The sequence below is a fragment of the Paraburkholderia sp. CI2 genome (genome assembly GCF_014201055.1).
GTDB lineage: Bacteria > Pseudomonadota > Gammaproteobacteria > Burkholderiales > Burkholderiaceae > Paraburkholderia > Paraburkholderia tuberum.
The window spans coordinates 37,146-58,348 of record NZ_JACHDL010000032.1 but is presented as its reverse complement, the minus strand read 5'-3'; the positions used below and the strand labels follow the sequence as shown (position 1 = coordinate 58,348).

Annotated in this window: 21 protein-coding genes and 1 pseudogene; 16 read left to right on the top strand and 6 right to left on the bottom strand. The window is 63.8% G+C overall.

Annotation, left to right across the window (positions count from 1 at the left end):
- Positions 1 to 239: 239 nt before the first annotated feature.
- The 7 genes from HDG32_RS31555 (at position 240) to pcaF (ending at position 7,337) form a co-directional block, all read left to right on the top strand.
- Positions 240 to 944 carry a FadR/GntR family transcriptional regulator gene (locus HDG32_RS31555; RefSeq protein WP_184073348.1) on the top strand — a complete coding sequence of 235 codons (705 nt, stop codon included), beginning with the start codon at positions 240 to 242 and terminating at the stop codon, positions 942 to 944.
- 72 nt (positions 945 to 1,016) lie between these two features.
- Positions 1,017 to 1,907: an L-threonate dehydrogenase gene (gene ltnD, locus HDG32_RS31550; protein ID WP_184073346.1), complete on the top strand. Its 891-nt coding sequence runs from the start codon at positions 1,017 to 1,019 to the stop codon at positions 1,905 to 1,907.
- Between the two features lie 14 nt (positions 1,908 to 1,921).
- Positions 1,922 to 3,235: a 3-oxo-tetronate kinase gene (gene otnK / locus HDG32_RS31545; protein WP_184073344.1), complete on the top strand. Its 1,314-nt coding sequence runs from the start codon at positions 1,922 to 1,924 to the stop codon at positions 3,233 to 3,235.
- Positions 3,232 to 3,894, top strand: coding sequence for an aldolase (locus HDG32_RS31540; RefSeq protein ID WP_184073342.1), 663 nt, complete (start codon positions 3,232 to 3,234; stop codon positions 3,892 to 3,894). The genes otnK and HDG32_RS31540 overlap by 4 nt, the downstream gene beginning before the upstream one ends.
- A 61-nt stretch (positions 3,895 to 3,955) precedes the next feature.
- Positions 3,956 to 4,756 (top strand): 2-oxo-tetronate isomerase, encoded by an 801-nt coding sequence (otnI, locus tag HDG32_RS31535; protein ID WP_184073340.1) that lies wholly within the window; start codon positions 3,956 to 3,958, stop codon positions 4,754 to 4,756.
- Between the two features lie 33 nt (positions 4,757 to 4,789).
- Positions 4,790 to 5,770, top strand: coding sequence for a D-erythronate dehydrogenase (denD, locus tag HDG32_RS31530; RefSeq protein WP_184073338.1), 981 nt, complete (start codon positions 4,790 to 4,792; stop codon positions 5,768 to 5,770).
- Between the two features lie 364 nt (positions 5,771 to 6,134).
- Entirely contained in the window at positions 6,135 to 7,337 is a 1,203-nt protein-coding gene (pcaF, locus tag HDG32_RS31525; RefSeq protein ID WP_184039328.1) for a 3-oxoadipyl-CoA thiolase, read from the top strand.
- 143 nt (positions 7,338 to 7,480) lie between these two features.
- Here the strand turns inward: pcaF and dmeF are convergent, their stop codons facing one another.
- Together dmeF and HDG32_RS31515 are read right to left on the bottom strand one after the other, a co-directional pair.
- Positions 7,481 to 8,398, bottom strand: coding sequence for a CDF family Co(II)/Ni(II) efflux transporter DmeF (dmeF, locus tag HDG32_RS31520; RefSeq protein ID WP_184073336.1), 918 nt, complete (start codon positions 8,396 to 8,398; stop codon positions 7,481 to 7,483).
- A 6-nt stretch (positions 8,399 to 8,404) separates the two neighbouring features.
- On the bottom strand, positions 8,405 to 8,680 hold the full coding sequence (locus tag HDG32_RS31515; RefSeq protein WP_026226594.1) for a metal/formaldehyde-sensitive transcriptional repressor: 276 nt from the start codon (positions 8,678 to 8,680) through the stop codon (positions 8,405 to 8,407).
- Between the two features lie 242 nt (positions 8,681 to 8,922).
- Here HDG32_RS31515 and HDG32_RS31510 point away from each other — a divergent pair, with 242 nt between their 5' ends.
- The 3 genes from HDG32_RS31510 to HDG32_RS31500 all read left to right on the top strand — a co-directional run bounded on the left by HDG32_RS31510 (position 8,923) and on the right by HDG32_RS31500 (position 11,167).
- Positions 8,923 to 9,501 carry a hypothetical protein gene (locus HDG32_RS31510; RefSeq protein ID WP_184073334.1) on the top strand — a complete coding sequence of 193 codons (579 nt, stop codon included), beginning with the start codon at positions 8,923 to 8,925 and terminating at the stop codon, positions 9,499 to 9,501.
- Positions 9,502 to 9,773: 272 nt separating this feature from the next.
- Complete coding sequence (locus HDG32_RS31505) at positions 9,774 to 10,727, top strand: hypothetical protein (protein WP_184073396.1); 954 nt, start codon at positions 9,774 to 9,776, stop codon at positions 10,725 to 10,727.
- 188 nt (positions 10,728 to 10,915) lie between these two features.
- Positions 10,916 to 11,167, top strand: a complete 252-nt coding sequence (locus HDG32_RS31500; RefSeq protein ID WP_260336664.1) for a hypothetical protein — start codon at positions 10,916 to 10,918, stop codon at positions 11,165 to 11,167.
- Positions 11,168 to 11,290: 123 nt separating this feature from the next.
- Here HDG32_RS31500 and HDG32_RS31495 read toward each other — a convergent pair.
- Positions 11,291 to 11,854: pseudogene (locus HDG32_RS31495) on the bottom strand (transposase domain-containing protein); the annotation flags it as partial.
- Positions 11,855 to 12,129: 275 nt separating this feature from the next.
- On the opposite strand from HDG32_RS31495, the gene HDG32_RS31490 reads away from it, so the two are divergent.
- Genes HDG32_RS31490 through HDG32_RS31480 form a run of 3 tightly spaced genes read left to right on the top strand, consistent with a single transcriptional unit; the run spans position 12,130 to position 13,569 of the window.
- Positions 12,130 to 12,570, top strand: a complete 441-nt coding sequence (locus HDG32_RS31490; protein ID WP_184073332.1) for a hypothetical protein — start codon at positions 12,130 to 12,132, stop codon at positions 12,568 to 12,570.
- Positions 12,570 to 13,133, top strand: a complete 564-nt coding sequence (locus HDG32_RS31485) for a lysozyme (RefSeq protein ID WP_184073329.1) — start codon at positions 12,570 to 12,572, stop codon at positions 13,131 to 13,133. Before HDG32_RS31490 ends, HDG32_RS31485 begins: the two co-directional genes overlap by 1 nt.
- A complete protein-coding gene (locus HDG32_RS31480; RefSeq protein ID WP_184073327.1) occupies positions 13,117 to 13,569 on the top strand; it encodes a hypothetical protein in 453 nt (150 codons plus the stop codon). Before HDG32_RS31485 ends, HDG32_RS31480 begins: the two co-directional genes overlap by 17 nt.
- Before the next feature lie 421 nt (positions 13,570 to 13,990).
- On the opposite strand, the gene HDG32_RS36815 is transcribed toward HDG32_RS31480, so the two are convergent.
- The 3 genes from HDG32_RS36815 to HDG32_RS31470 all read right to left on the bottom strand — a co-directional run bounded on the left by HDG32_RS36815 (position 13,991) and on the right by HDG32_RS31470 (position 16,156).
- Positions 13,991 to 14,347 (bottom strand): TetR family transcriptional regulator C-terminal domain-containing protein, encoded by a 357-nt coding sequence (locus HDG32_RS36815; protein ID WP_311540530.1) that lies wholly within the window; start codon positions 14,345 to 14,347, stop codon positions 13,991 to 13,993.
- Positions 14,236 to 14,604 (bottom strand): TetR/AcrR family transcriptional regulator, encoded by a 369-nt coding sequence (locus tag HDG32_RS36810; protein ID WP_260336667.1) that lies wholly within the window; start codon positions 14,602 to 14,604, stop codon positions 14,236 to 14,238. Before HDG32_RS36810 ends, HDG32_RS36815 begins: the two co-directional genes overlap by 112 nt.
- Before the next feature lie 91 nt (positions 14,605 to 14,695).
- Complete coding sequence (locus HDG32_RS31470) at positions 14,696 to 16,156, bottom strand: efflux transporter outer membrane subunit (protein WP_184073325.1); 1,461 nt, start codon at positions 16,154 to 16,156, stop codon at positions 14,696 to 14,698.
- Positions 16,157 to 16,232: 76 nt separating this feature from the next.
- On the opposite strand from HDG32_RS31470, the gene HDG32_RS31465 reads away from it, so the two are divergent.
- The 3 genes from HDG32_RS31465 to HDG32_RS31455 all read left to right on the top strand — a co-directional run bounded on the left by HDG32_RS31465 (position 16,233) and on the right by HDG32_RS31455 (position 21,186).
- Positions 16,233 to 16,850 carry a TetR/AcrR family transcriptional regulator gene (locus HDG32_RS31465; RefSeq protein WP_184039356.1) on the top strand — a complete coding sequence of 206 codons (618 nt, stop codon included), beginning with the start codon at positions 16,233 to 16,235 and terminating at the stop codon, positions 16,848 to 16,850.
- A gap of 83 nt (positions 16,851 to 16,933) precedes the next feature.
- Positions 16,934 to 18,049, top strand: a complete 1,116-nt coding sequence (locus HDG32_RS31460) for an efflux RND transporter periplasmic adaptor subunit (RefSeq protein WP_184073323.1) — start codon at positions 16,934 to 16,936, stop codon at positions 18,047 to 18,049.
- Positions 18,046 to 21,186, top strand: a complete 3,141-nt coding sequence (locus HDG32_RS31455) for an efflux RND transporter permease subunit (protein ID WP_184073321.1) — start codon at positions 18,046 to 18,048, stop codon at positions 21,184 to 21,186. The genes HDG32_RS31460 and HDG32_RS31455 overlap by 4 nt, the downstream gene beginning before the upstream one ends.
- Positions 21,187 to 21,203 lie beyond the last annotated feature (17 nt).

Here is a 21,203-nt window from a genome sequence, read left to right as displayed (position 1 = left end):
TTGATCGTGGGTTCGGAAGAGTGCGCGCGAAGGACGCGCGACGCGCGTTCGTTTCGATGCGGCGACGCGTTTTGCGTTGCGGCGCAAAGGCGAGACGATAGCTTAAGCCTTCTATTTCGCCAAATAACGCCGATTCGTGCAAAAACCCCAGGGTTTGCGTGAATGCGATTCCCACTCCAAATTTGTATGATGACCCGATAACCTGACTAGTTCGCGACACCCTGTCCAACCGATCCGCCATGTTCGACAAGATTCCCGCGCGCGCTTTGAGCGACACAGTCGCGCAGCAACTGCTGAAGCAGATCGACAAGGGCACCTTCGCGCGCGGCGCCAGGCTGCCGACCGAAGCCGTGCTCGCACAACAGTTCGGCGTAAGCCGCACGGTGATTCGCGAGGCGCTGTCGCGACTGAAGAACGAGGGGGTGGTCGAGCCGCGCCAGGGCAGTGGCGTGTTCGTCGCCGGGCACGGCGCGATCCGCCCGCTGCGAATCGACTACGCGGAAGCCGTGGAGCCGGGCTCGGTCGTGCAGATCCTCGCGCTGCGTCGCGCGATCGAGGCGGAGGTCGCGTCGGAAGCCGCGATGCGCCGCAGCGATGCCGACATGGCCGCGATCGACGCCGCGCTCGCGCGCATCGAGCGCGCGGTAGGCAACGGCGAAGACGGCGTCGCCGAAGACGTCGCGTTTCATCGCGCGATCGCGGCGGCTACGGGCAATCCATATTTCCTGAAGACGCTGACGTTCCTCAATCAGTACCTCGAAGCGGGCACGGTCGTCACGCGCCGCAACGAGGCGCTGCGCGAGGACTTCTCGCGGCAGGTGCGCGAGGAGCACGCGGCGATCGCCGCGGCGATTCGCGCCGGCGATCCGATGGCGGCGCGCAATGCCGCGCAGACGCATCTGTACAACGCGGCGCGGCGGCTTGCCGAGGCGGGCATCGTCTGACGCGCTGAAGGCGGGCGGTGATTCCGACGCGCGCAAACCCACGAATGCGGCACCAATCCATAGAGGTCATGCATGTCGAGAAATGTCGGTGTCATTGGCTTGGGGGCCATGGGGCTCGGCGTCGCGCGCTCGCTGTTGCGCGCCGGCTTCAGGGTCCACGCGTGCGACTTGCGGCGCGACGCGCTGCAGGCGTTCGTCGATGAAGGGGGCATCGGCTGTGCGACGCCCGCGGAGCTCGGCGCGCAGTGCGAGGTCGTGATCACGCTGGTCGTGAATGCGGCGCAAACCGAGACCGTGCTGTTCGGTGAGCACGGCGCGCTCGCGGCCATGAAGCCGGGCGGCGTCGTGATCGCGAGTGCCACGGTCGCGCCGGAGTTCGCGAGCGATCTCGGCAAGCGCGTCGAGGCGGCCGGTCTGCAGATGCTCGACGCGCCGGTGTCGGGCGGCGCGGCGCGCGCGGCGTCGGGCGAGATGACGATGATGACGTCCGGTCCCGCGGCCGCTTATGCCGCGTGCGAAGACGTGCTCGCCGCGATCGCCGGCAACGTGTATCGGCTTGGCGCCACGCATGGCGCAGGCTCGAAGGTGAAGATCATCAACCAACTGCTGGCCGGCGTGCATATCGCGGTGGCCGCCGAGGCAATGGCGCTCGGCCTGCGCGAAGGTGTCGACCCGGACGCGCTGTACGACGTGATCACGCACAGCGCGGGCAATTCGTGGATGTTCGAGAACCGCGTGCCGCATATTCTCGCGGGCGACTACACGCCGCTGTCGGCGGTCGATATTTTCGTCAAGGACCTCGGCCTCGTGCTCGATACCGCGCGTCGCACGAAGTTTCCGCTGCCGCTGTCGGCGGCAGCGCATCAGATGTTCATGATGGCGTCGACGGCGGGCCACGGTGGCGAAGACGACTCGGCGGTCGTGAAGATTTTCCCAGCCATCGAATTGCCGACGAAGCAATAGGCGAGGGAGAGATCATGACGGCTCAAACGAAACCCGCGCTGCTCGGCTGCATCGCCGACGACTTCACCGGCGCCACCGATCTCGCCAACATGCTCGTGCGCGGTGGCATGCGCACGGTGCAGACGATCGGCGTGCCCACCTCCAACGCAGCGCTTGGCGCCGACGCGCTCGTCGTCGCGCTGAAGTCGCGCACGATCCCGGCCGCCGACGCGGTCGCGCAATCGCTGGCCGCGCTCGCCTGGCTGCGCGCGCAAGGGTGCCGGCAATTCTTCTTCAAGTACTGCTCGACCTTCGATTCGACCGATGCGGGCAACCTCGGCCCGGTGACCGATGCGTTGCTGAATGCGCTGTCCACCGAGTTCGTTGAGCGCGCGTCGTTCACGATCGCGTGTCCCGCGTTTCCCGAGAACGGCCGCACGATTTTTCGCGGTCATCTGTTCGTCGGCGATGCGCTGCTCAACGAGTCGGGCATGGAAAACCATCCGCTGACGCCGATGCGCGACGCGAACCTCGTGCGCGTGCTGCGGCGGCAAACGCAATCGAAGGTCGGGCTCGTGCGTTACGACCAGCTCGCGCAAGGCGATGCGGCCGTGCGTGCCGCATTCGCCGCGTTGCGCGCCGACGGCGTGCGCATCGCGATTGCCGATGCGGTGTCCGACGCCGATTTGCACACGCTCGGCGCGGCCTTCGCGGATCTCGCGCTGATCACCGGCGGCTCCGGCGTCGCGCTTGGTTTGCCCGCCAACTTCCGGCGCGCGGGTCTGCTCGGCGAGCAAACCCATGCCGCGCAATTGCCGCGTATAGAAGGTTTGTCGGCGGTGCTCGCGGGCAGTGCGTCGACGGCGACCAACGCGCAGGTCGCCGCCTGGTGCGCGACACGGCCCGCGTTCCGCATCGATCCGCTCGCGGCGGCGCGCGGCGAGGACGTCGTCGGCGAGGCGCTCGCGTTCGCACAACAGCGCTTCGTGCACGCGGAACCGGTACTGGTCTATGCGACCGCATCGCCCGACGAAGTGCAGGCCGTGCAGCGCGAACTCGGCGTCAACGAGGCCGGGCAGCTGGTCGAGAAGACGTTGGCGGCGATTGCGCGCGGTCTGCGCGAACGGGGTGTGCGCAAGTTCGTCGTCGCGGGCGGCGAGACCTCGGGCGCCGTCGTGCAGGCGCTCGACGTGCGCATGCTGCGCATCGGCGCGCAGATCGATCCGGGCGTGCCGGCCACGGCGACGACCGGCGCCGAGCCGCTCGCACTCGCGCTGAAATCCGGCAATTTCGGCGCCACGGACTTCTTCGACAAGGCCCTGCGCCATCTCGACGGAGCCGCGCAATGAGCGACGCACCGGCACTTCACACCTGCGCCGAAGCGCGCGTTCGCGAGGAAATCTGCGCGGTCGGCGCGAGCCTGTATCAGCGCGGCTATACGGTCGGCAGTGCCGGCAACATCAGCGCGCGACTCGACGACGGCTGGCTGATCACCCCGACCGACGCGTGCCTCGGCCGCCTCGATCCCGCCGACATCGCGAAGGTCGATGCAAACGGCCACGCGGTGTCGGGCGGCAAACCGTCGAAAACGCTGGCGCTGCATCGTGGTATCTATGCGCGCAACGGCGAGGCGCGCGGCATCGTCCATACCCATTCGACGCATCTGGTCGCGTTGACGCTCGGGGGCGTATGGAGCGAAGCGGACGTGCTGCCGCCGATCACACCGTACTACGTGATGAAAGTGGGCCACGTACCGCTGATTCGCTACGAACGCCCGGGTGATCCCCGAGTGGCCGCGCAGATCGCTGCGCTGGCCGATCGGGTGCGCGCGGTGTTGCTCGAACGTCTGGGGCCGGTAGTGTGGGAGCGCTCGGTCGCGCACGCGTCGTATGCGCTCGAAGAACTCGAGGAGACCGCGCGCCTGTGGCTGATGACGAATCCGCGGCCCGCGCCGCTCGACGCCGCCGCGATCGAAGAACTCCGTGCCGCGTTCGGCGCGCGCTGGTAGCAGCGCGCATTGCCGATGAACGCCGCGCACCGTATCGCACTGTCTTGAAGGAGTTGCCGCCATGCCTCGTTTCGCCGCCAATCTGTCGATGATGTACAACGAGCACGCGTTCCTCGATCGTTTCGCCGCCGCCGCGCGCGACGGCTTCACCGCGGTCGAATTCCTGTTTCCCTACGAGTTCCGCCCGGGCGAGCTGAAGGCGCGGCTCGACGCGCATGGCCTCACGCAGGTGCTGTTCAATGCGCCACCCGGCGACTGGAGCGGCGGCGAGCGCGGCCTTGCGTCGTTGCCGGGCCGTGAGGACGAGTTCCGCCGCGGCATCGACACGGCACTCGAGTACGCGCGCGTGCTCGGCAATCGCAAGCTGCATGTGATGGCGGGGTTGATCGCCGGCGATCAAGCGGGCGAAACGCAGCGCAAAACACAACGCGACGTGTACCTGAACAACCTCGCCTATGCCGCGCGGACCGCGCAAGCCGAACAGATCACGGTCGTCATCGAGCCGATCAATACGCGCGACATGCCCGGTTATTTCCTCAATCGACAGGACGACGCGCAAGCGATCTGCGCCGAAGTCGGCGCGCCGAACCTGAAGGTGCAGTTCGATTGCTATCACTGCCAGATCGTCGAGGGCGATCTCGCGATGAAGCTCAAACGCGATATGGCCGGCATCGGTCACATCCAGGTTGCGGGTGTGCCCGAGCGGCACGAGCCCGACATCGGCGAGCTGAACTACCCGTACCTGTTCGATCTGATCGATGCGCTCGGCTACGACGGCTACATCGGCTGCGAATACCGGCCGCGCGCGGGAACCTCGGCGGGGCTTGGCTGGCTGAAGCCTTATCTCGATGCGGGGCGTTGACTCTTTCCGACAACCACTGACGCACACGTAACCATGAAAGTACTGATCACCGGCGGTGCCGGTTTTCTCGGCCAGCGTCTCGCACGCGAGCTGCTCGCGCGCGGCGCACTGAAAGATGCGCACGGCGCGCCGCAAGCGATTACCGGGCTCGTGTTGCTCGACGTCGTGCGCGCACACGATTACGGCGATGCGCGCGTGCGCACCGAAGTCGGCGATATCGCGGAGCGCAGTGTGCTCGAACGCGTGATCGACGATCAAACCTCGGCGATCTTTCATCTCGCTGCGATCGTCAGCGGCCAGGCCGAGGCGGACTTCGATCTCGGCATGCGCATCAATCTCGATGCGTCGCGGCTGCTGCTTGAAATCTGCCGGCAGCGCGGGCACCAACCGCGCCTCGTGTTCACCAGTTCGGTCGCGGTCTACGGTGGCGATCTGCCTGCAGTCGTGCAGGACGACACCGCGCTCAATCCGCAGTCGTCGTACGGCGCGCAGAAGGCGATCGCGGAGCTGCTGCTCAACGATTATTCGCGGCGCGGTTTCGTCGACGGCCGCGTGCTGCGGCTGCCGACCATCAGCGTGCGGCCGGGGCGGCCGAATGCGGCGGCGTCGTCGTTCGCGAGCGGCATCGTCCGCGAGCCGCTCAATGGCGAGGAGGCCGTGTGTCCGGTCGCCGGTTCGACGCGGCTGTGGTTGCTGTCGCCGCGCAAGGCGATCGAGGGTCTTATCGCCGGCCTCGAACTCGATGGCGCCGCGCTTGGCAAGCAACGCGTGCTGAACCTGCCGGGCTTGTCGGTCAGCGTCGACGAGATGATCGCGGCACTGCGCGAGGTCGCGGGCGAGGCGGTCGCGAACCGCATTGTGCGGCAGCCCGACGAGCGCATCGAGAAGATCGTCGGCAGCTGGCCCGGCGCGTGGGATACGTCGCGCGCCGAACGGCTCGGGCTCGCGACCGAGCGCAGTTTCGCGGACGTGATTCGCGGCTACATCGCCGATGAAGGAATCGAAGTTCGCTGAAGATCGCCCCCTCCGCGTATTCCCTGGTGTCGCTTGGCACGGCTGCAGCCGTGCTTGACATGCTTTCGCGCCCCCGCCTATTATCGAGGCTGTTTTGTTCGGTATATGACCTTGTGTTCGTATATAGAACATGAGGCAGGGCGAAGAAGGGGCGGCAGCCGTATCGGTCGTCAATCCCAAGCCCATCGTTCACGATCCTGCGCTAAGCTGGTCCGATGCGACGGCCGCCGCGCCGCCGCCGTTTTGCAGCCTCCCGTCCGCGGCCGTTGGCCCTCGGGCCGATGCCTCGGCGCATCGAACCGGCGTCATCGGTGCAAGGCCGGCCGAGGCGCAGCGCACGCAGCATCTCAACCGGAGACATCCCATGACCGAAGCATTCCTGTGCGACGCGATTCGCACCCCCATTGGCCGCTATGCGGGTTCGCTGTCGTCGGTGCGCGCCGACGACCTGGGCGCGGTGCCGCTCAAGGCGCTGATGGAGCGCAACAAGAACGTGGACTGGACCGCGATCGACGACCTCATCTACGGCTGCGCCAACCAGGCCGGTGACGACAACCGCAACGTCGCGCGCATGTCGCTGCTGCTCGCGGGTCTGCCGAAGGACGTGCCGGGCTCGACGGTCAACCGTCTGTGCGGCTCGGGCATGGATGCGGTCGGCATCGCCGCGCGCGCGATCAAGTCGGGCGAGGCCGCGCTGATGATTGCCGGTGGCGTCGAAAGCATGAGCCGCGCGCCGTTCGTGATGCCCAAGGCGACCAGCGCGTTCTCGCGTCAGAACGAGGTCTACGACACGACGATCGGCTGGCGTTTCGTGAATCCGCTGATGAAGAAGCTGTACGGCGTCGACTCGATGCCGGAAACCGGCGAAAACGTCGCGACCGACTACAACATCAGCCGCGCCGACCAGGACGCATTCGCGCTGCGCAGCCAGCAGAAGGCGGCGCGCGCGCAACGCGACGGCACGCTCGCGCAGGAGATCGTCGGCGTGACGATCGCGCAGAAGAAGGGCGATCCGATCACGGTCATGCAGGACGAGCATCCGCGCGAAACGAGCCTCGAAACGCTCGCGAAGCTGAAGGGCGTCGTGCGTCCGGACGGCACGGTTACGGCCGGTAACGCATCGGGCGTGAACGACGGCGCGGCGGCGTTGCTGCTTGCCAATGAAGAGACCGCGAAGCGCTTCGGCCTCACGCCGCGCGCCCGCGTGCTCGGTGTGGCCACCGCCGGCGTCGAGCCGCGCGTGATGGGCATCGGCCCGGCACCCGCCACGCAGAAGCTGCTCGCGCGTCTGGGCATGACGATCGATCAGTTCGACGTGATCGAACTGAACGAGGCGTTCGCCTCGCAAGGTATCGCGGTGCTGCGCGCCCTCGGCGTCGCCGACGACGATCCCCGCGTGAACCCGAACGGCGGCGCGATTGCGCTCGGCCACCCGCTCGGCATGAGCGGCGCGCGTCTGGTGACGACCGCGACGTATCAGCTGCAGCGCACGCAGGGCCGCTTCGCGCTGTGCACGATGTGTATCGGCGTCGGCCAAGGCATCGCGATCGCGATCGAGCGCGTGTGATGCGTGAACTGGTTTAGCGCGAGACTTCGGTCCCCGCGCTATGCGGGTCTCCGCGCAAGCTGAATAGTAAAAAGCAGAAGGGCCGGCGTCGAGACACGCCGGCCCTTTGTTTTTATCGCGCCTTGTTGCGCCGGGCGCAGGCGTTATGACGCCGCTTCGACGGTCAGATGCATGACCTCATGCACCGGCGCGAGCCGCGCGCGGATCGTCTCGGCCGTAACGCCGCCATGCGTGCGCACACTGACGATCGCCGCTCGCGCCTCCGGGCCGATCTGCCAGACGTGCAGGTCGGCGATCTCGGCGTCGCCGTGCGAATCCAGGATTTCGCGGATTTCGCCGGCCACGTGCTCGTCGGTTCTGTCGAGCAGCACGCCGGCCGTGTCGCGCATCAGCGTCCATGCCCAGCGCGCGATGACGATTGATCCGACGATGCCCATCAGCGGGTCCATCCAGACCCACCGGAGATAGCGGCCGGCCAGCATGGCCACGATCGCCAGCACCGAGGTCAGCGCATCGGCGAGCACGTGCACATAGGCCGAGCGCAGGTTGTTGTCGGACCCATGCGCATGGTCGTGATGATGGTGATGATCGTGATGCCCATGGTGCGCATGGCCGCCCGACAACAGCAGCGCGCTGACGATGTTCACGACCAGCCCGATCGCCGCAATCACCGCGGCCTGCCCGAACGCGACACCGGTGGGATGAACGAGCCGGATCGCCGATTCGATGCCGATGCCAAGCGACACCAGCGCGAGAAGCAGCGCCGAAGCGAAGCCGGCAAGCTCGCCCACTTTTCCCGTTCCGAAACTGAACGCGCGGTTTGCCGAGTTGCGTCTCGCGAACGCATACGCGAGCGCGGCAATGCCGAGCGCGCCGGCATGCGTCGCCATGTGGAAGCCATCGGCGAGCAGCGCCATCGAACCGGTCACGTAACCGGCCGCGATTTCGCCGATCATCATGACAACGGTGAGCGCGACGACCAAGCGGGTCCGGCGCGCGTTGTCGTCGTGCGAGCTGCCGAGAAACGAGTGCTCGTGTTTGCGGATCAGATGGTCAGTCATACAAACTTACTTCGAATAGCGGCGGATTGCGCCGATCAATGCATCAACTCCCTTCTTGCGCTGGCTGGCCGTCAGGTCCGGATGCGCGACATGCTCGCGCGCGTGCGCCTCGACGATCTCGTCGAGCAGGCCGTTCATTGCGCCGCGGGTCGCGGCCACCAGGTGCAGGACTTTTTCGCAATCGGCGTCCGACTCCAGTGAACGCTCGATAGCCTGAACCTGGCCCGCGATGCGACGAACGCGCTTCAATAAGCCGTCTTTGTGTGTGCTCAGATGTGCCATACATATACCCCCTATAGGTATATAGGATAGCACGGTACCGAGGTGGCGTTTCTGATGGCTGTCGGAGGCCATGCCGACGCATACGTCGGCAAATCGTTCGCGTCATACTGTTGGCCGTGGTCGTCCTGTAGACGCGGAGTTCATGACGCCGGGCACGAATGCTGCGTAGCACGAAGCGATCGCGCTCGACGCGCATGACCGACCGTCGAGCCGTATTGATCCCTTGCAGGAGGAGAACGCGGATGAAAACAGCGACGATAGCTGCAGCATTGGTCATCGCGGTGGTGGCCGCGGCCCCGCCGGCGCGAGCGCAGGACGACATGGCGAGCACCGCGCAAGCGGTGCTCAGCGCGGCGCAGCCGGTGCATATGACGGCGGAGATCGTCGCCATCGATGCGGGCAACCGCTCGCTGACATTGAAGGGCCCGCATGGCGACGTCGCGATCGTGCTCGTCAGCCAGCAGGTCGCCGGTTTCGATCAGATGAAGATCGGCGATCGCGTCGACGTGCTGTACAAGAATGCGTTGCTCACCAAGGTCGACAAGGCAAGCAGCGCGGGCAAGGGGATTCGCGAGCGGGTCGACCGGCGGAGCTACGCGCCGGCGTCGGGCGGGTACGAGTCGGCGCGGCAGACCGAGGTGCTCGCGACCGTGCTGAAGATCGATCGCAAGCAGCGCCTCGTGACGCTGCGCGGCGCGTATCAGACCCAGACCTTCGAAGCCGCGCCCGACGTCGATTTGAGCGACGTGAAGGTCGGCGACACCGTGCATGCGGTGTTCGTGTCGGCCGCCGCGCTGCAGGTGACGCCGGTCGGGCAGTGAGCGGCTGGGGCCGCAGTCGATTCCGGCGGCCGCATCTGTTTCGCAAACTATGTCGAAATATGTCGCGGCTCCCGCCGAATGCCCGCAAAACCTTGCCTGGCGGGCCCGCGTCGCGGTGAAACAGCGCGACATATGTTCCGTGATGATTTCCGCGGAGTGTCCTTCTATAGTCCGTTCGTCGCCACGCGGCAGTGACGCAAGTGGCCCGAATCCAGCAAGGACATACCGTGAAAAATCGTTCATTCGCAGGTTCCGAGAGGGTCTGCGCCGGCATGGCGCGGGGCGCGCTGCGCAAGGTGGTGTTCGGCGCGGCCGCCGCCGTGCTCGCGCTCGGCAGCGCATCGGCGTTCGCGTGGTCGGGTCACGGCACCGCGTACACATCGCGCGGCGTCTATAACGGTGCGCACTACGGCTCGTGCGGCGGCGGTAGCTGCTCGCATGCGGGCAGCGTGGCCGGCCCCTATGGCGGCTTCGCAAGCAACACTGGCACGGTCACGCGCACGGCGCCCGGCCAGTTCTCGAACTCGGGTACCGCGACGGGCCGCTACGGCAACTCGGTGCAGCACTCGGGCGACACCAGCTGCGCGGGCGGCTCCTGCTCGCATAGCGGCACGCTGACCGGTCCCGACGGCAAAACGGCGACGACGTCCGGCGACGTGACGCGCACCGCGCCGGGCCAGTATTCGTCGTCGGGCTCGATCACCGGGTCGAACGGCAATACGGTCAATCATTCTGCGTCGACGAATTGCGCGGGTTCGACCTGCGCGCGCTCGGGCACGGTGACGGGTCCGGACAACAACAACGTCTATCACTCAGGCACCGCGACGCGGGTCGCGCCCGGCGTCGTGACGACTTCGACGAGCGTGACCGGCACGCAAGGCCACACGGTGACGTCGAGCGGTACGGTGGTAACAGGCGGGGTGGTGGTCGCGGGCGGGACCACGACGGCGACCGGTACGACCGTGGTCGTTGCGCCGAAGCCGGTGGTGGTCGTGGCGCCGCCCCCGCCGGTCGTCGTGCCGCCGCCGGTCGTGTACGTGCCGTTGAAGCCCGTCGTGGTGACGCCTCCGCCGGCCTATGTTCCGCCGCCGGTGGTGGTCGTGGCGCCGCCCCCGCCGTCGGTCGTCTACGTCGCGGCGCGTCCCGTGTATGTCCCGCCGCGGGTTGCGGTCTGGGTGCCGGGCCATTGGGTCGGGCGCGTGTGGGTGCCGGCGCATTGGGCCTGACGATGAGCGCGGCGATGAGAATCAGAACCTGCGTAGAATCGTGGCGCTCACGTCGCGCCGCGCGGTGCGACGCGATGTGCGAAATGGCGGGCTCGTGTCCACCATCTGCTGAGGCGGGGCGTCACTCGCGAGCGCAAAGGGCTGCGCGGGGCGCGCTCCGCAAAACGGTCGCGCTCGCGACGATCGTCGTGGCGACGTTGCTGGCGATCAACGCAGTCATCGACGCCAGCGACGCCAACGACGACCTTCGCGCGAACCCCGACGCCGGCGCGGCGAGCGACTGTTCCGCGCGCTACGCCGCGTTGCTCGATCTGGCCGAACTCGCGCGGCGTGACGGCAAATCGTCCGAGGTGGTCGTGCATGGCTTGAGCCAGCAGAACGGGGCAATGAGCGAGTGCATACCTGCAGTCCGCGTCAGGCCTGCACCGCCATTACATTGAACGCGGCCGCGTCAGATCGCGTTCCAGAAAAATCGCGGCGGGGATCGGATTGAACACGTAGGCGTCGATGGGCTCGAATCCCAGCGATGCGTAGAGGCCGAGCGCCGCTTGCATCGTCGGCAGCGTGTCGAGACGCATGCGGCGATAGCCCGGCACCAGATGCGTGGCAAGCGCGGTGAGCGTAACCGCGCGCAGTTGGGGGTAGCTACCACTGCGGCCATGAGCGGCGGCAGAGGCGCCGAAATGTCTGCGGTTGGCGGCACTGTCGGCGGGGCGCAGCGTGGTGCCATCCATCGCGAACAGCGAGAATCCCTTGAAGAGGTATCGGTCCTGATCCTGCGCAACCCAGTTTCTGGCTGATTCGTGAAACAGCCACGCCAGTGGCGTCACGCTGACGCGCTACCGCGCCTGGGTGATGGCACTCCTGCTGACAAACGACGCATCGGCCACAGGTAACGCAAGGTCCAGTTCATCGACGACCTCGCTGATTGACTGGTGTCGGTACAGCGCGAGCGCGATCACCAGCCATACGACCTGTTGCGCGGGAAGTCGACGCCGACGCACGCTGGCACTGCCACTGGCCTGCACTTCAGACTCGATCCATTCGTACGGCAGATGCTGGCCCAGCCGTCCCCATGCGAGGGGCGGCTGTGATTTGACAAGAAGGCGCAGATCATCAACCAGCATGGCGATGCAAATTAACATCGCCACGCCCCGTTTACAACTACTTTGCGCAGGAAACAAAAACGCCGTTCAGTCGCTTAACTGAACGGCATTAGGGCTCAATGCCGCCATTTTTGTTGGGCCGTGATATCGGAAAAATGCACTGAATGAGATGCCCGGAATCATCAAAATCGCAAATATTTGTCAAAATGGTTTTATCTCAAATTAAAGTCGTTGACCGTGTCGTGTGTTAGATGGTTAATTCTTTGCCTGTGTTCTGGAAAATCAGCAGAGGTCAAATGGGACAGCAGAAACAGGATGAAACCGGCGGAAAGGAAGAGTGCCAGCTTTGCCGTATCACCTATTCAATCTACTCAAATTTCCCGCCAATGCCGTCCGCCATGGCGCTGAACGCCGAAACCGGCGAATGGTTTCCGTTCGATAGGCTGAAGTCGTATTCAAACGGTTACGACATGGCCGAAGCCCTGGGTTACGCATGGGCGTGCGACTGTCGCGGGAAGGCAGCGCCAGCGCTAACGTCGAAGGATCGCATTCACGACGAACAATACACACTCAAAGATAGTGACGGGCACGTTATGCCCGACACGTATTACACGGTTCGTCTGCCGTCCGGTTCGCTCGTCCACGGCGTAACGGATCGTCTGGGGCGCACTAAACGCTACGAAACAAACGGCGCTCAATCCATACATATTTATCTTGGTCACAGAGAGGAGGCGTAATGCCTGACGCACTTGGAACAGCGGTAACGAATACAAATCCGGATTCGAATCTGGTGGTCCAATCCAGACGACTAGTCAAACCCTGGAAGATATCGCAACAAGGGATAACTTTCATTGCAGGCTGGGAAGCTTTCATGCCGCATATATATGACAATGACGGGGCTGGTAAAGGAGGTAATGCAACTGTTGGATATGGGCATCTGGTTCATATGGGGCCAATATCTGGTGCGGCGTCTGAAGCGCCGTTTCGTAATGGCATAACAATTGCGCAGGCGCGAGAATTATTGCTGCTTGATCTTGAATACCCGGAGCGCATTGTAAATAAAAAAATTCACGTGCCACTATATCAGTTCGAGTACGACACACTCGTTTGCTTTGTATATAATCTTCCAAGTGGTAATGCTGGCTTGCTGAATCTTGTTAACTCGGGTCATTATGACCGCGTACCGGCCAAATTTTTAGAGTACACGATGGCCGGTGGTGTACGTCCGCGTGGACTGATCAAGCGACGTTGCTCAGAAGGTAGTCTTTTCAAAGACGGAAATTATGACCACAGCCATTAAAGCCATCGTGGCCGTATTAATTGTATCGGCATCTATTTCCGTGTTTGCGGATACGTCATGTGAAGAAAAGGCAAAAACGCGAAACGATTTTCTTGCCTGCACTAACGCCGACACAGAAAAAATTCTCGCTGACGCAGAGAAGCTGTATCGAGGCATCAGGAAGATCACGACGGGAGATAAACAAATTGCTCTAGACAAGAATTTTGAGGTATGGAATGAAAAAATATCATCGGACTGTACTTTAATCGCTTATTCGTTTAACGAATGGAGTGATCGCTATGCTCCTGATACTGGTTTTCAGGTTGCGGAATGCCGGTTGAAGATCGCGTCGCAGGAAATGGAATTCTATAAGTGGCTGGCTTGTCCTGGAGATATGGAAACATCAAAAATTCCAAAATGTGCTGCGATCAATAAATTACTTCGAAGAAGTCAGTAGAAAGGATTGCGAGAGTGACGCGATGAATTTATGTCGACCTCTATCCAATAAAAGCGGGTTGAACGACCCGTTTCGACGGGGCCATTTAAAGGCAGGTCATGCTGGCAAGCGGCACCACCGCGACTGGGCATACGCGACATCGCCGATGAACTCGATGCCGGTGAGCACGAAGCCGTTAGGCCCCATCCAGCTAATTTCAACATCGTGCAGCGGCGGCAGTGGCGGCCAGTCCCCTCTCCGGTCATTTGACGCTTCCGCAGGTCAACACGGCCGGTAAGAAATCCGAACGGACACTCTATCAGCCATTCTCCGTTGACTCTTTGGCCGCCTCCGCGCGCGCGACAACCAGGAGACTTGGCTGATACCAACTAATGGATTGAATCGCTTGACCGGGTATTTGCGGAGGAGGCGCAAGATCAAACTATGTTTCAGTCAGGACTGGTGCATTGCAGAACATCTTTGTCAAAACGTTGCTCAAGATCGCTTCGGCCGAAGCGTTCGACAGATCATTGGGCATCGTCATGTTGAAGTAGAGGATGCCGTCGAGCAATGCGATAACGGCGAGCGCGTGGTCGGCGAAAGGGCCCGGCAACTGTATGTTGAGGCGCTCGCATAACTGCTCAATGAAGTACGCGATCATGTCGCGCTTTTGCAGGCATAAGGCATTCACATGTTGTCGGAATTTCGCGTCACGCATGGCATGCAAACGTGCCTCAGCCCAGATGATGTAGTTGTTGTCGTCGCGATAGCACTGCGCGTACAACAAGGTGAGCTGCACTTGCAGGTTTTCGCTGGACGGTGCGGCCTCTCGCAGCTTCTGAAGTTTTCTTGCATGTTCTGGTGATCGAGACGGAGCAGTTCGACGAATAGATCGCTCTTGCTGCTGAAGTTCGAGTAAAACGCCCCGCGGGTATAGCCGGCCTGGGCTGAGATATCCTCCACGCTAGTCGCAGCAAACCCTCTTTCGGCGATGCTCGACGCTGCTGCGTCGAGCAAGCGCCGCCGGGTTCGCTCGCGGCTTTCTGCTCGCGTCATTCGTTTGTGTGGCATGCGGCAAAGCGCTCATATGGCAAAGAACGATGGCCAAAATCCACGCTCCTGGCAAATCGTTGGGTGCATAGGGTTGCTATTTGATGGCGACCGCTTCGGATTCGCGAGGTTGCCATCCGCCACCGAGCGCCTTGAAGGCAGCAACGGCTGCGCGTGCGGATTCCGTTTGCGCCTGCACCCGCTCGTCCGAGGCGCGTAGCAGGTTGTCGTCGGCCTGCAAGACTTCGATCAGGCTGACGACGCCTTTTTGATAGGCTGCGAACGAGGCGGCTCGCGCCCGGCCGAGCGAGTTCACTCCCTGGGCGAGCACCGCGGCCTCTTGCTCGCGCTTCACGAGTGCCGAGAACGAGTTCTCGACATCTTCGGTAGCGTGCAACGCGGCAAGCCGGTACGCAGCCAGCATCTCGGCCTCCTGACCCCTGGCCTGCCCGATCTGCGCATTGATGCGGCCGAAATCGAACAGACGCCAGCGCAGCCCCAGCACGCCGGCGGCCTGATTGGCGCCGGTACTGAACAGGTTGCCGCTGGCCGCCGAGGTGGCGCTGCCGAGCAGTCCACTGAGCGACACCTTGGGGTAATACTCGGCGATGGCCACGCCGATGCGCGCGTTCGATGCGGCGAGGCGACGCTCGGCCACGATCAGGTCGGGCCGGCGCCTGAGTAACTCACCCGGCGATCCTGTGTCCGCGATCCGCGGGGCGACCGGGATGTCACCAGCTTCGACCAGTTCGGCTCGATGCGTGCCGGGCTGTGAACCCAGCATTACATCCAGCGCGTTCATCGCTGCATCCAGACCCGCCTCGAGGACCGGGACGGATGCCTGAACCTGGGACAGCGCACCTTCGGCCTGGCTCACCTGAAGGTCGGCCGCCAATCCTTTGCTATACAGGAGGTTGATGGTCGAAAGCAGATCCTGCTGCGTCTGCGCCTGCCGCCGGGCAACCTTCAGACGGGCCTGCAATCCACGAATCGTGATGTAAATATCGCCAGTCTGCGCCGCCACTGCCAGGCGCGTGGCCACCGCACCGGCTTCCGAAGCCTGGTATTCGGCAAGTGCGGCTTCCCGCCCGCGACGCAGGCCACCAAACACATCCAGTTCCCAGCTCGCGTTGAAATTAGCCTCGTAATCATTGCCGTAGCGATCGAAACCGGGCGTCGAATTCTGAACTCGCCCCAAGGGGGTTTCAACCGACTGGTAGACTCGCGCCGCCTGGCCGCTGACAGTGCCGGACGGCAGCAGCGCGGCATTCGCCGCGCCAAGTCCCGCGCGCGCCTGCGAGACGCGAGCGGCGGCCTGCGCGAGGTCCAGGTTCTGATCCAGTGCGAGCGTGACGAATCGTGTCAGTTGCGGATCATCGAAACCCGTCCACCACGTGACAAGGTCGGCACTGGCCGCCGCGTGCCGGTGATCCACCGCGGCCTGGCCCTGGAACTGCTCGGGCATGGCTACATTGGGCCGGACATAATCGGGGCCTACAGCGCAGCCAGCCGAGAGACTGGCGGCAATAACCGCGGCAAGGATGGGTTTGGGTAGCATGAGCGTCTTCGCAAGATTCCGATGGTGACTATAATACCAAATAGTCACTGGTTGTCCATTCCTGTATGCTATACCCATGAAAAAAGCCACCAGTTCCCCCATCCCGGCGCGCGGCCCCGCTGACCACGAGGTACGGGATCAGATCGTTGTCGCCGCCACTGAGCACTTCAGCCGGTATGGCTACGAGAAAACGACGGTCTCAGACCTCGCCAAGGCGATCGGGTTTTCCAAGGCCTACATCTACAAGTTCTTCGAGTCCAAGCAGGCCATTGGCGAGATGATTTGCGCGAACTGCCTGCACGAGATCGAAACCGAGGTCAGGTCGGCCGTCGCACAGACCGATCTGCCACCGGAGAAGCTGCGGCGGATGTTCAACGTCTTCACGGAAGCGAGCCTCCGTCTGTTTTTCCAGGACCGCAAACTTTACGAGATTGCCGCATCGGCGGCCACGGAGAACTGGCAGGCGGTGCTTGCGTATGAAGAGCGCGTCCAGAAGTTGCTTCGGGACGTCCTCCAGGAGGGTCGGCAAAGCGGGGACTTCGAGCGCAAAACCCCCCTCGATGAGACTGCGATGGCGATCTATCTGGTGTTGCGCCCCTACCTCAACCCAATGCTCCTGCAGTACAGCTTCGATTACACCAAGGTCGCGCCTGCACAACTGTCCGGTCTCGTGCTCCGCAGTCTGTCGCCTTGACGGAAATCTCGATTGTGACCATTGACTAAAGTGGTCACTAGAACCATAATGAAAGCCCCGATCACTCCGTCAATGGGTCTTTCATGCTCCGGCGTCGCCTTGCTACCTCTACAGTCGTCTGTGCACTGGCACTTGCGCTAGCCGCCTGCGGCGCAAAAGCACCGTCCGATCCGCGCACCGAAGCGCCCCTGGTGCGCACCGCCATCGCTCGGGCGGCGATCCCCGCCTCCCGTTCGTTTACCGGAACCGTCGCCGCGCGTGTGCAGAGCGACCTGGGATTTCGCGTCTCCGGCAAGGTGCTCGAGCGGCTGGTGGATGCCGGGCAAACCGTCAAACGCGGCCAGTTGCTGATGCGCCTCGACCCCATCGATCTGAGGCTTGCCGCGCAGGCCCGGCAGGACGCGGTCACCGCCGCGCGAGCACGGGCGCAGCAGACCGCGCAGGACGAAGAGCGCTACCGCGACCTGCGCGGCACCGGCGCGATATCGGCATCGGCCTACGACCAGATCAAGGCGGCGGCCGACGCCGCCAAAGCGCAGCTCAGCGCGGCCGAGGCTGACGCCGACGTTGCGCGCAATGCGACGGGTTATGCCGAACTGTTGGCGGACGGCGATGGCGTTGTGATGGAAACGCTGGCCGAACCGGGCCAGGTCGTCAGCGCCGGCCAGCCCGTGGTGCGCCTGGCGCACGCCGGGCGCCGCGAGGCTGTCATCCAGCTACCCGAAACCCTGCGCCCCGCGATCGGTTCGGCCGCCCAGGCCACGCTGTTCGGCAACGGCGGTGTTAGCGTGCCGGCGACGCTGCGCCAGCTTTCGGATACGGCGGATCCTCGTACCCGGACCTTTGAAGCGCGGTATGTGCTGCAGGGAGAGCTGGCCGACGCCCCACTGGGCGCCACCGTCACGGTCCAGATTCCGGACGCGCGTTCCGCGGTGCAAGGCGGTTTGCAGGTGCCGATCGGCGCGCTGTTTGACGCGGGCAAGGGGCCGGGGGTGTGGGTCATCAACGGCGAGCCGGCAAAGGTTGCCTGGCGGCCGGTTACTGTCGAACATCTGGACGACGATAGTGCTCGCGTCGCCGGTGAGATCAAGCAAGGCGACCGGATCGTCGCGCTCGGCGCGCAGCTGCTGCGCGAAGGCGAGCAGGTCCGGGTGACAAGTCAAGCCGTCGCCGTGACGGCCGAGGGAGCCCGTCCGTGAGCGAAGGCCGTTTCAACCTGTCGGCGCTCGCCGTGCGCGAGCGCTCCATCACCCTGTTCCTGATCTGCCTGATTTCACTGGCCGGGCTCGTTTCGTTCTTCAAGCTGGGCCGGGCGGAAGACCCCGCGTTCACGGTCAAGGTGATGACCATCATCACCGCCTGGCCGGGAGCCACGGCGCAGGAAATGCACGATCAGGTCGCCGAGAAGATCGAAAAGCGCATGCAGGAGCTGCGCTGGTACGACCGGAGCGAGACCTACACACGGCCTGGGCTGGCCTTCACGACCTTGACCTTGCTCGACAGCACGCCGCCGTCGGAAGTGCAGGAGCAGTTCTACCAGGCCCGGAAAAAAATCAGCGACGAGGCAAATAACCTTCCGGCTGGCGTGATCGGGCCGATGGTCAATGACGAATACGCGGATGTTACCTTCGCGCTGTTTGCGTTGAAGGCGAAGGGTGAACCGCAGCGCCTGCTCGTTCGCGATGCCGAGACGCTGCGCCAACGGCTGCTGCACGTGCCGGGCGTGAAGAAGGTCAACATCATCGGCGAGCAGGCGGAGCGGATCTATGTCGAGCTCTCACATGACCGTCTGGCAACGCTGGGCGTGAGCCCCCAGGAAGTGTTCGCCGCGCTCAACGGTCAGAATGCCCTGACGCCGGCCGGCTCCGTGGAGACCAAAGGTCCGGAGGTGTTCATTCGCCTGGACGGCGCCTTCGACAACCTGCAGAAGATCCGCGACACGCCGGTCGTAGCGCAGGGCCGCACGCTGAAGCTGTCGGACATTGCCACCGTTACGCGTGGTTATGAAGATCCGGCGACGTTCATGATCCGCAACAACGGCGAACCGGCACTGCTGCTGGGCATCGTCATGCGCGACGGTTGGAACGGGCTCGACCTCGGCAAGGCGCTGGACAGCGAGGTCGGCGCAATCAACGCCGGGCTGCCGCTGGGCATGAGCCTGACCAAAGTCACCGATCAGGCCGTCAACATTCATTCGGCGGTCGACGAGTTCATGCTCAAGTTTTTCGTCGCGCTGCTGGTGGTCATGCTGGTGAGTTTCGTCAGCATGGGCTGGCGCGTGGGCCTCGTCGTTGCCGCGGCCGTACCGCTGACACTCGCGGTGGTGTTCGTGGTGATGGCCGCGACCGGCAAGAACTTCGATCGCATCACGCTCGGCTCGCTGATCCTCGCGCTCGGCCTGCTCGTGGACGACGCGATCATCGCGATCGAAATGATGGTGGTAAAGATGGAGGAAGGCTACGGCCGCATCGCCGCCTCCGCCTACGCGTGGAGCCATACGGCCGCGCCGATGCTGGCGGGCACGCTGGTGACCGCCGTCGGCTTCATGCCCAATGGCTTCGCGCGCTCCACGGCCGGCGAATACACCAGCAACATGTTCTGGATCGTCGGCATCGCACTGATCGCATCGTGGGTCGTCGCCGTGGTCTTCACGCCCTACCTGGGTGTGAAGATGCTGCCCGACTTCAAAAAGGTCGAAGGCGGTCACGACGCGATCTACGACACGCCGCGCTACAACCGCTTCCGTCAGCTGCTCACGCGCGTCATCGCGCGCAAATGGCTGGTCGCCGGTTCGGTCGTGGGCCTCTTCGTGCTGGCCATCCTCGGCATGGGCGTGGTCAAAAAACAGTTTTTCCCGATCTCCGACCGTCCCGAAGTGCTGGTCGAGGTGCAGATGCCCTATGGCACGTCGATCTCGCAAACCAGCGCCGCGACGACGAAGGTCGAAGCGTGGCTCGCGAAGCAGAAGGAAGCCAGGATCGTCACCGCATACATCGGGCAAGGCGCGCCACGCTTTTACCTGGCGATGGGGCCGGAACTGCCCGATCCGTCGTTTGCCAAGATCGTGGTGCGCACGGACAGCCAGGATGAGCGCGACGCATTGAAGCAGCGACTGCGTCAGGCAGTCGCCAACGGTCTCGCCCCCGAGGCGCGCGTGCGGGTCACGCAACTCGTGTTCGGTCCTTATTCGCCGTTCCCGGTCGCCTACCGTATCTCTGGCCCGGACCCGGACAAGCTGCGCGGTATTGCGGGAGAAGTCGAGCAGGGGATGGAGGCCAGTCCGATGATGCGCACGGTCAATGCTGACTGGGGGACGCGCACGCCCACGCTGCACTTCACGTTGCAGCAGGATCGCTTGCAGGCGGTGGGACTGACATCCAGCGCCGTGGCGCAACAACTGCAATTCCTGCTAACCGGCGTGCCTGTCACCGCCGTGCGTGAGGATATTCGAACCGTGCAGGTCATCGCGCGTTCGGCCGGCGATGTTCGTCTCGACCCGGCGCGGCTCGGCGACTTCACGCTGGCTGGCGCGAGCGGGCAACGCATTCCGCTGTCGCAGGTGGGCAAGGTCGACGTGCGCATGGAGGAACCAATCATGCGCTGGCGGGACCGGGTGCCGACGATCACGGTACGGGGCGACATTGCCGACAACCTTCAGCCGCCGGACGTATCGACGGCGATCACCAGGCAGCTCCAACCCATCATCGCCAGGCTTCCGACCGGCTACCGTATCGAAGAGGCGGGCTCCATCGAGGAATCGGCTAAAGCGACGAAAGCCATGTTGCCGCTCTTCCCGATCATGCTGGCGGTTACGCTCATCATCATCATCTTCCAGGTGCGCTCGATCTCCGCAATGGTGATGGTGTTCCTGACCAGCCCGCTGGGCTTGATCGGGGTGGTGCCGACGTTGATCCTGTTCAGGCAGCCGTTCGGCATCAATGCGCTGGTCGGTCTCATCGCGCTATCGGGCATCCTGATGCGCAACACGCTGATCCTGATCGGACAGATTCACCAGAACGAGCAGGCGGGGCTGGATCCGTTCCAGGCGGTCGTCGAAGCCACCGTGCAGCGTGCCAGACCGGTGATCCTGACGGCCATGGCGGCGATCCTCGCTTTCATCCCGCTGACCCATTCGGTGTTCTGGGGAACCCTCGCGTACACGCTGATCGGCGGTACGTTCGCCGGGACGATTCTGACCCTGGTCTTCCTGCCGGCGATGTATTCGATCTGGTTCAAGATTCGACCCGAGCGTATCGCCGGCTTGCGCAAAGATCGGCATGAGCAGGTGCAGCCTTCCGAGCAAACGCTGCAGGACGCGCTCGACGCGGACAGTTAAAAAAAACACCATCAATT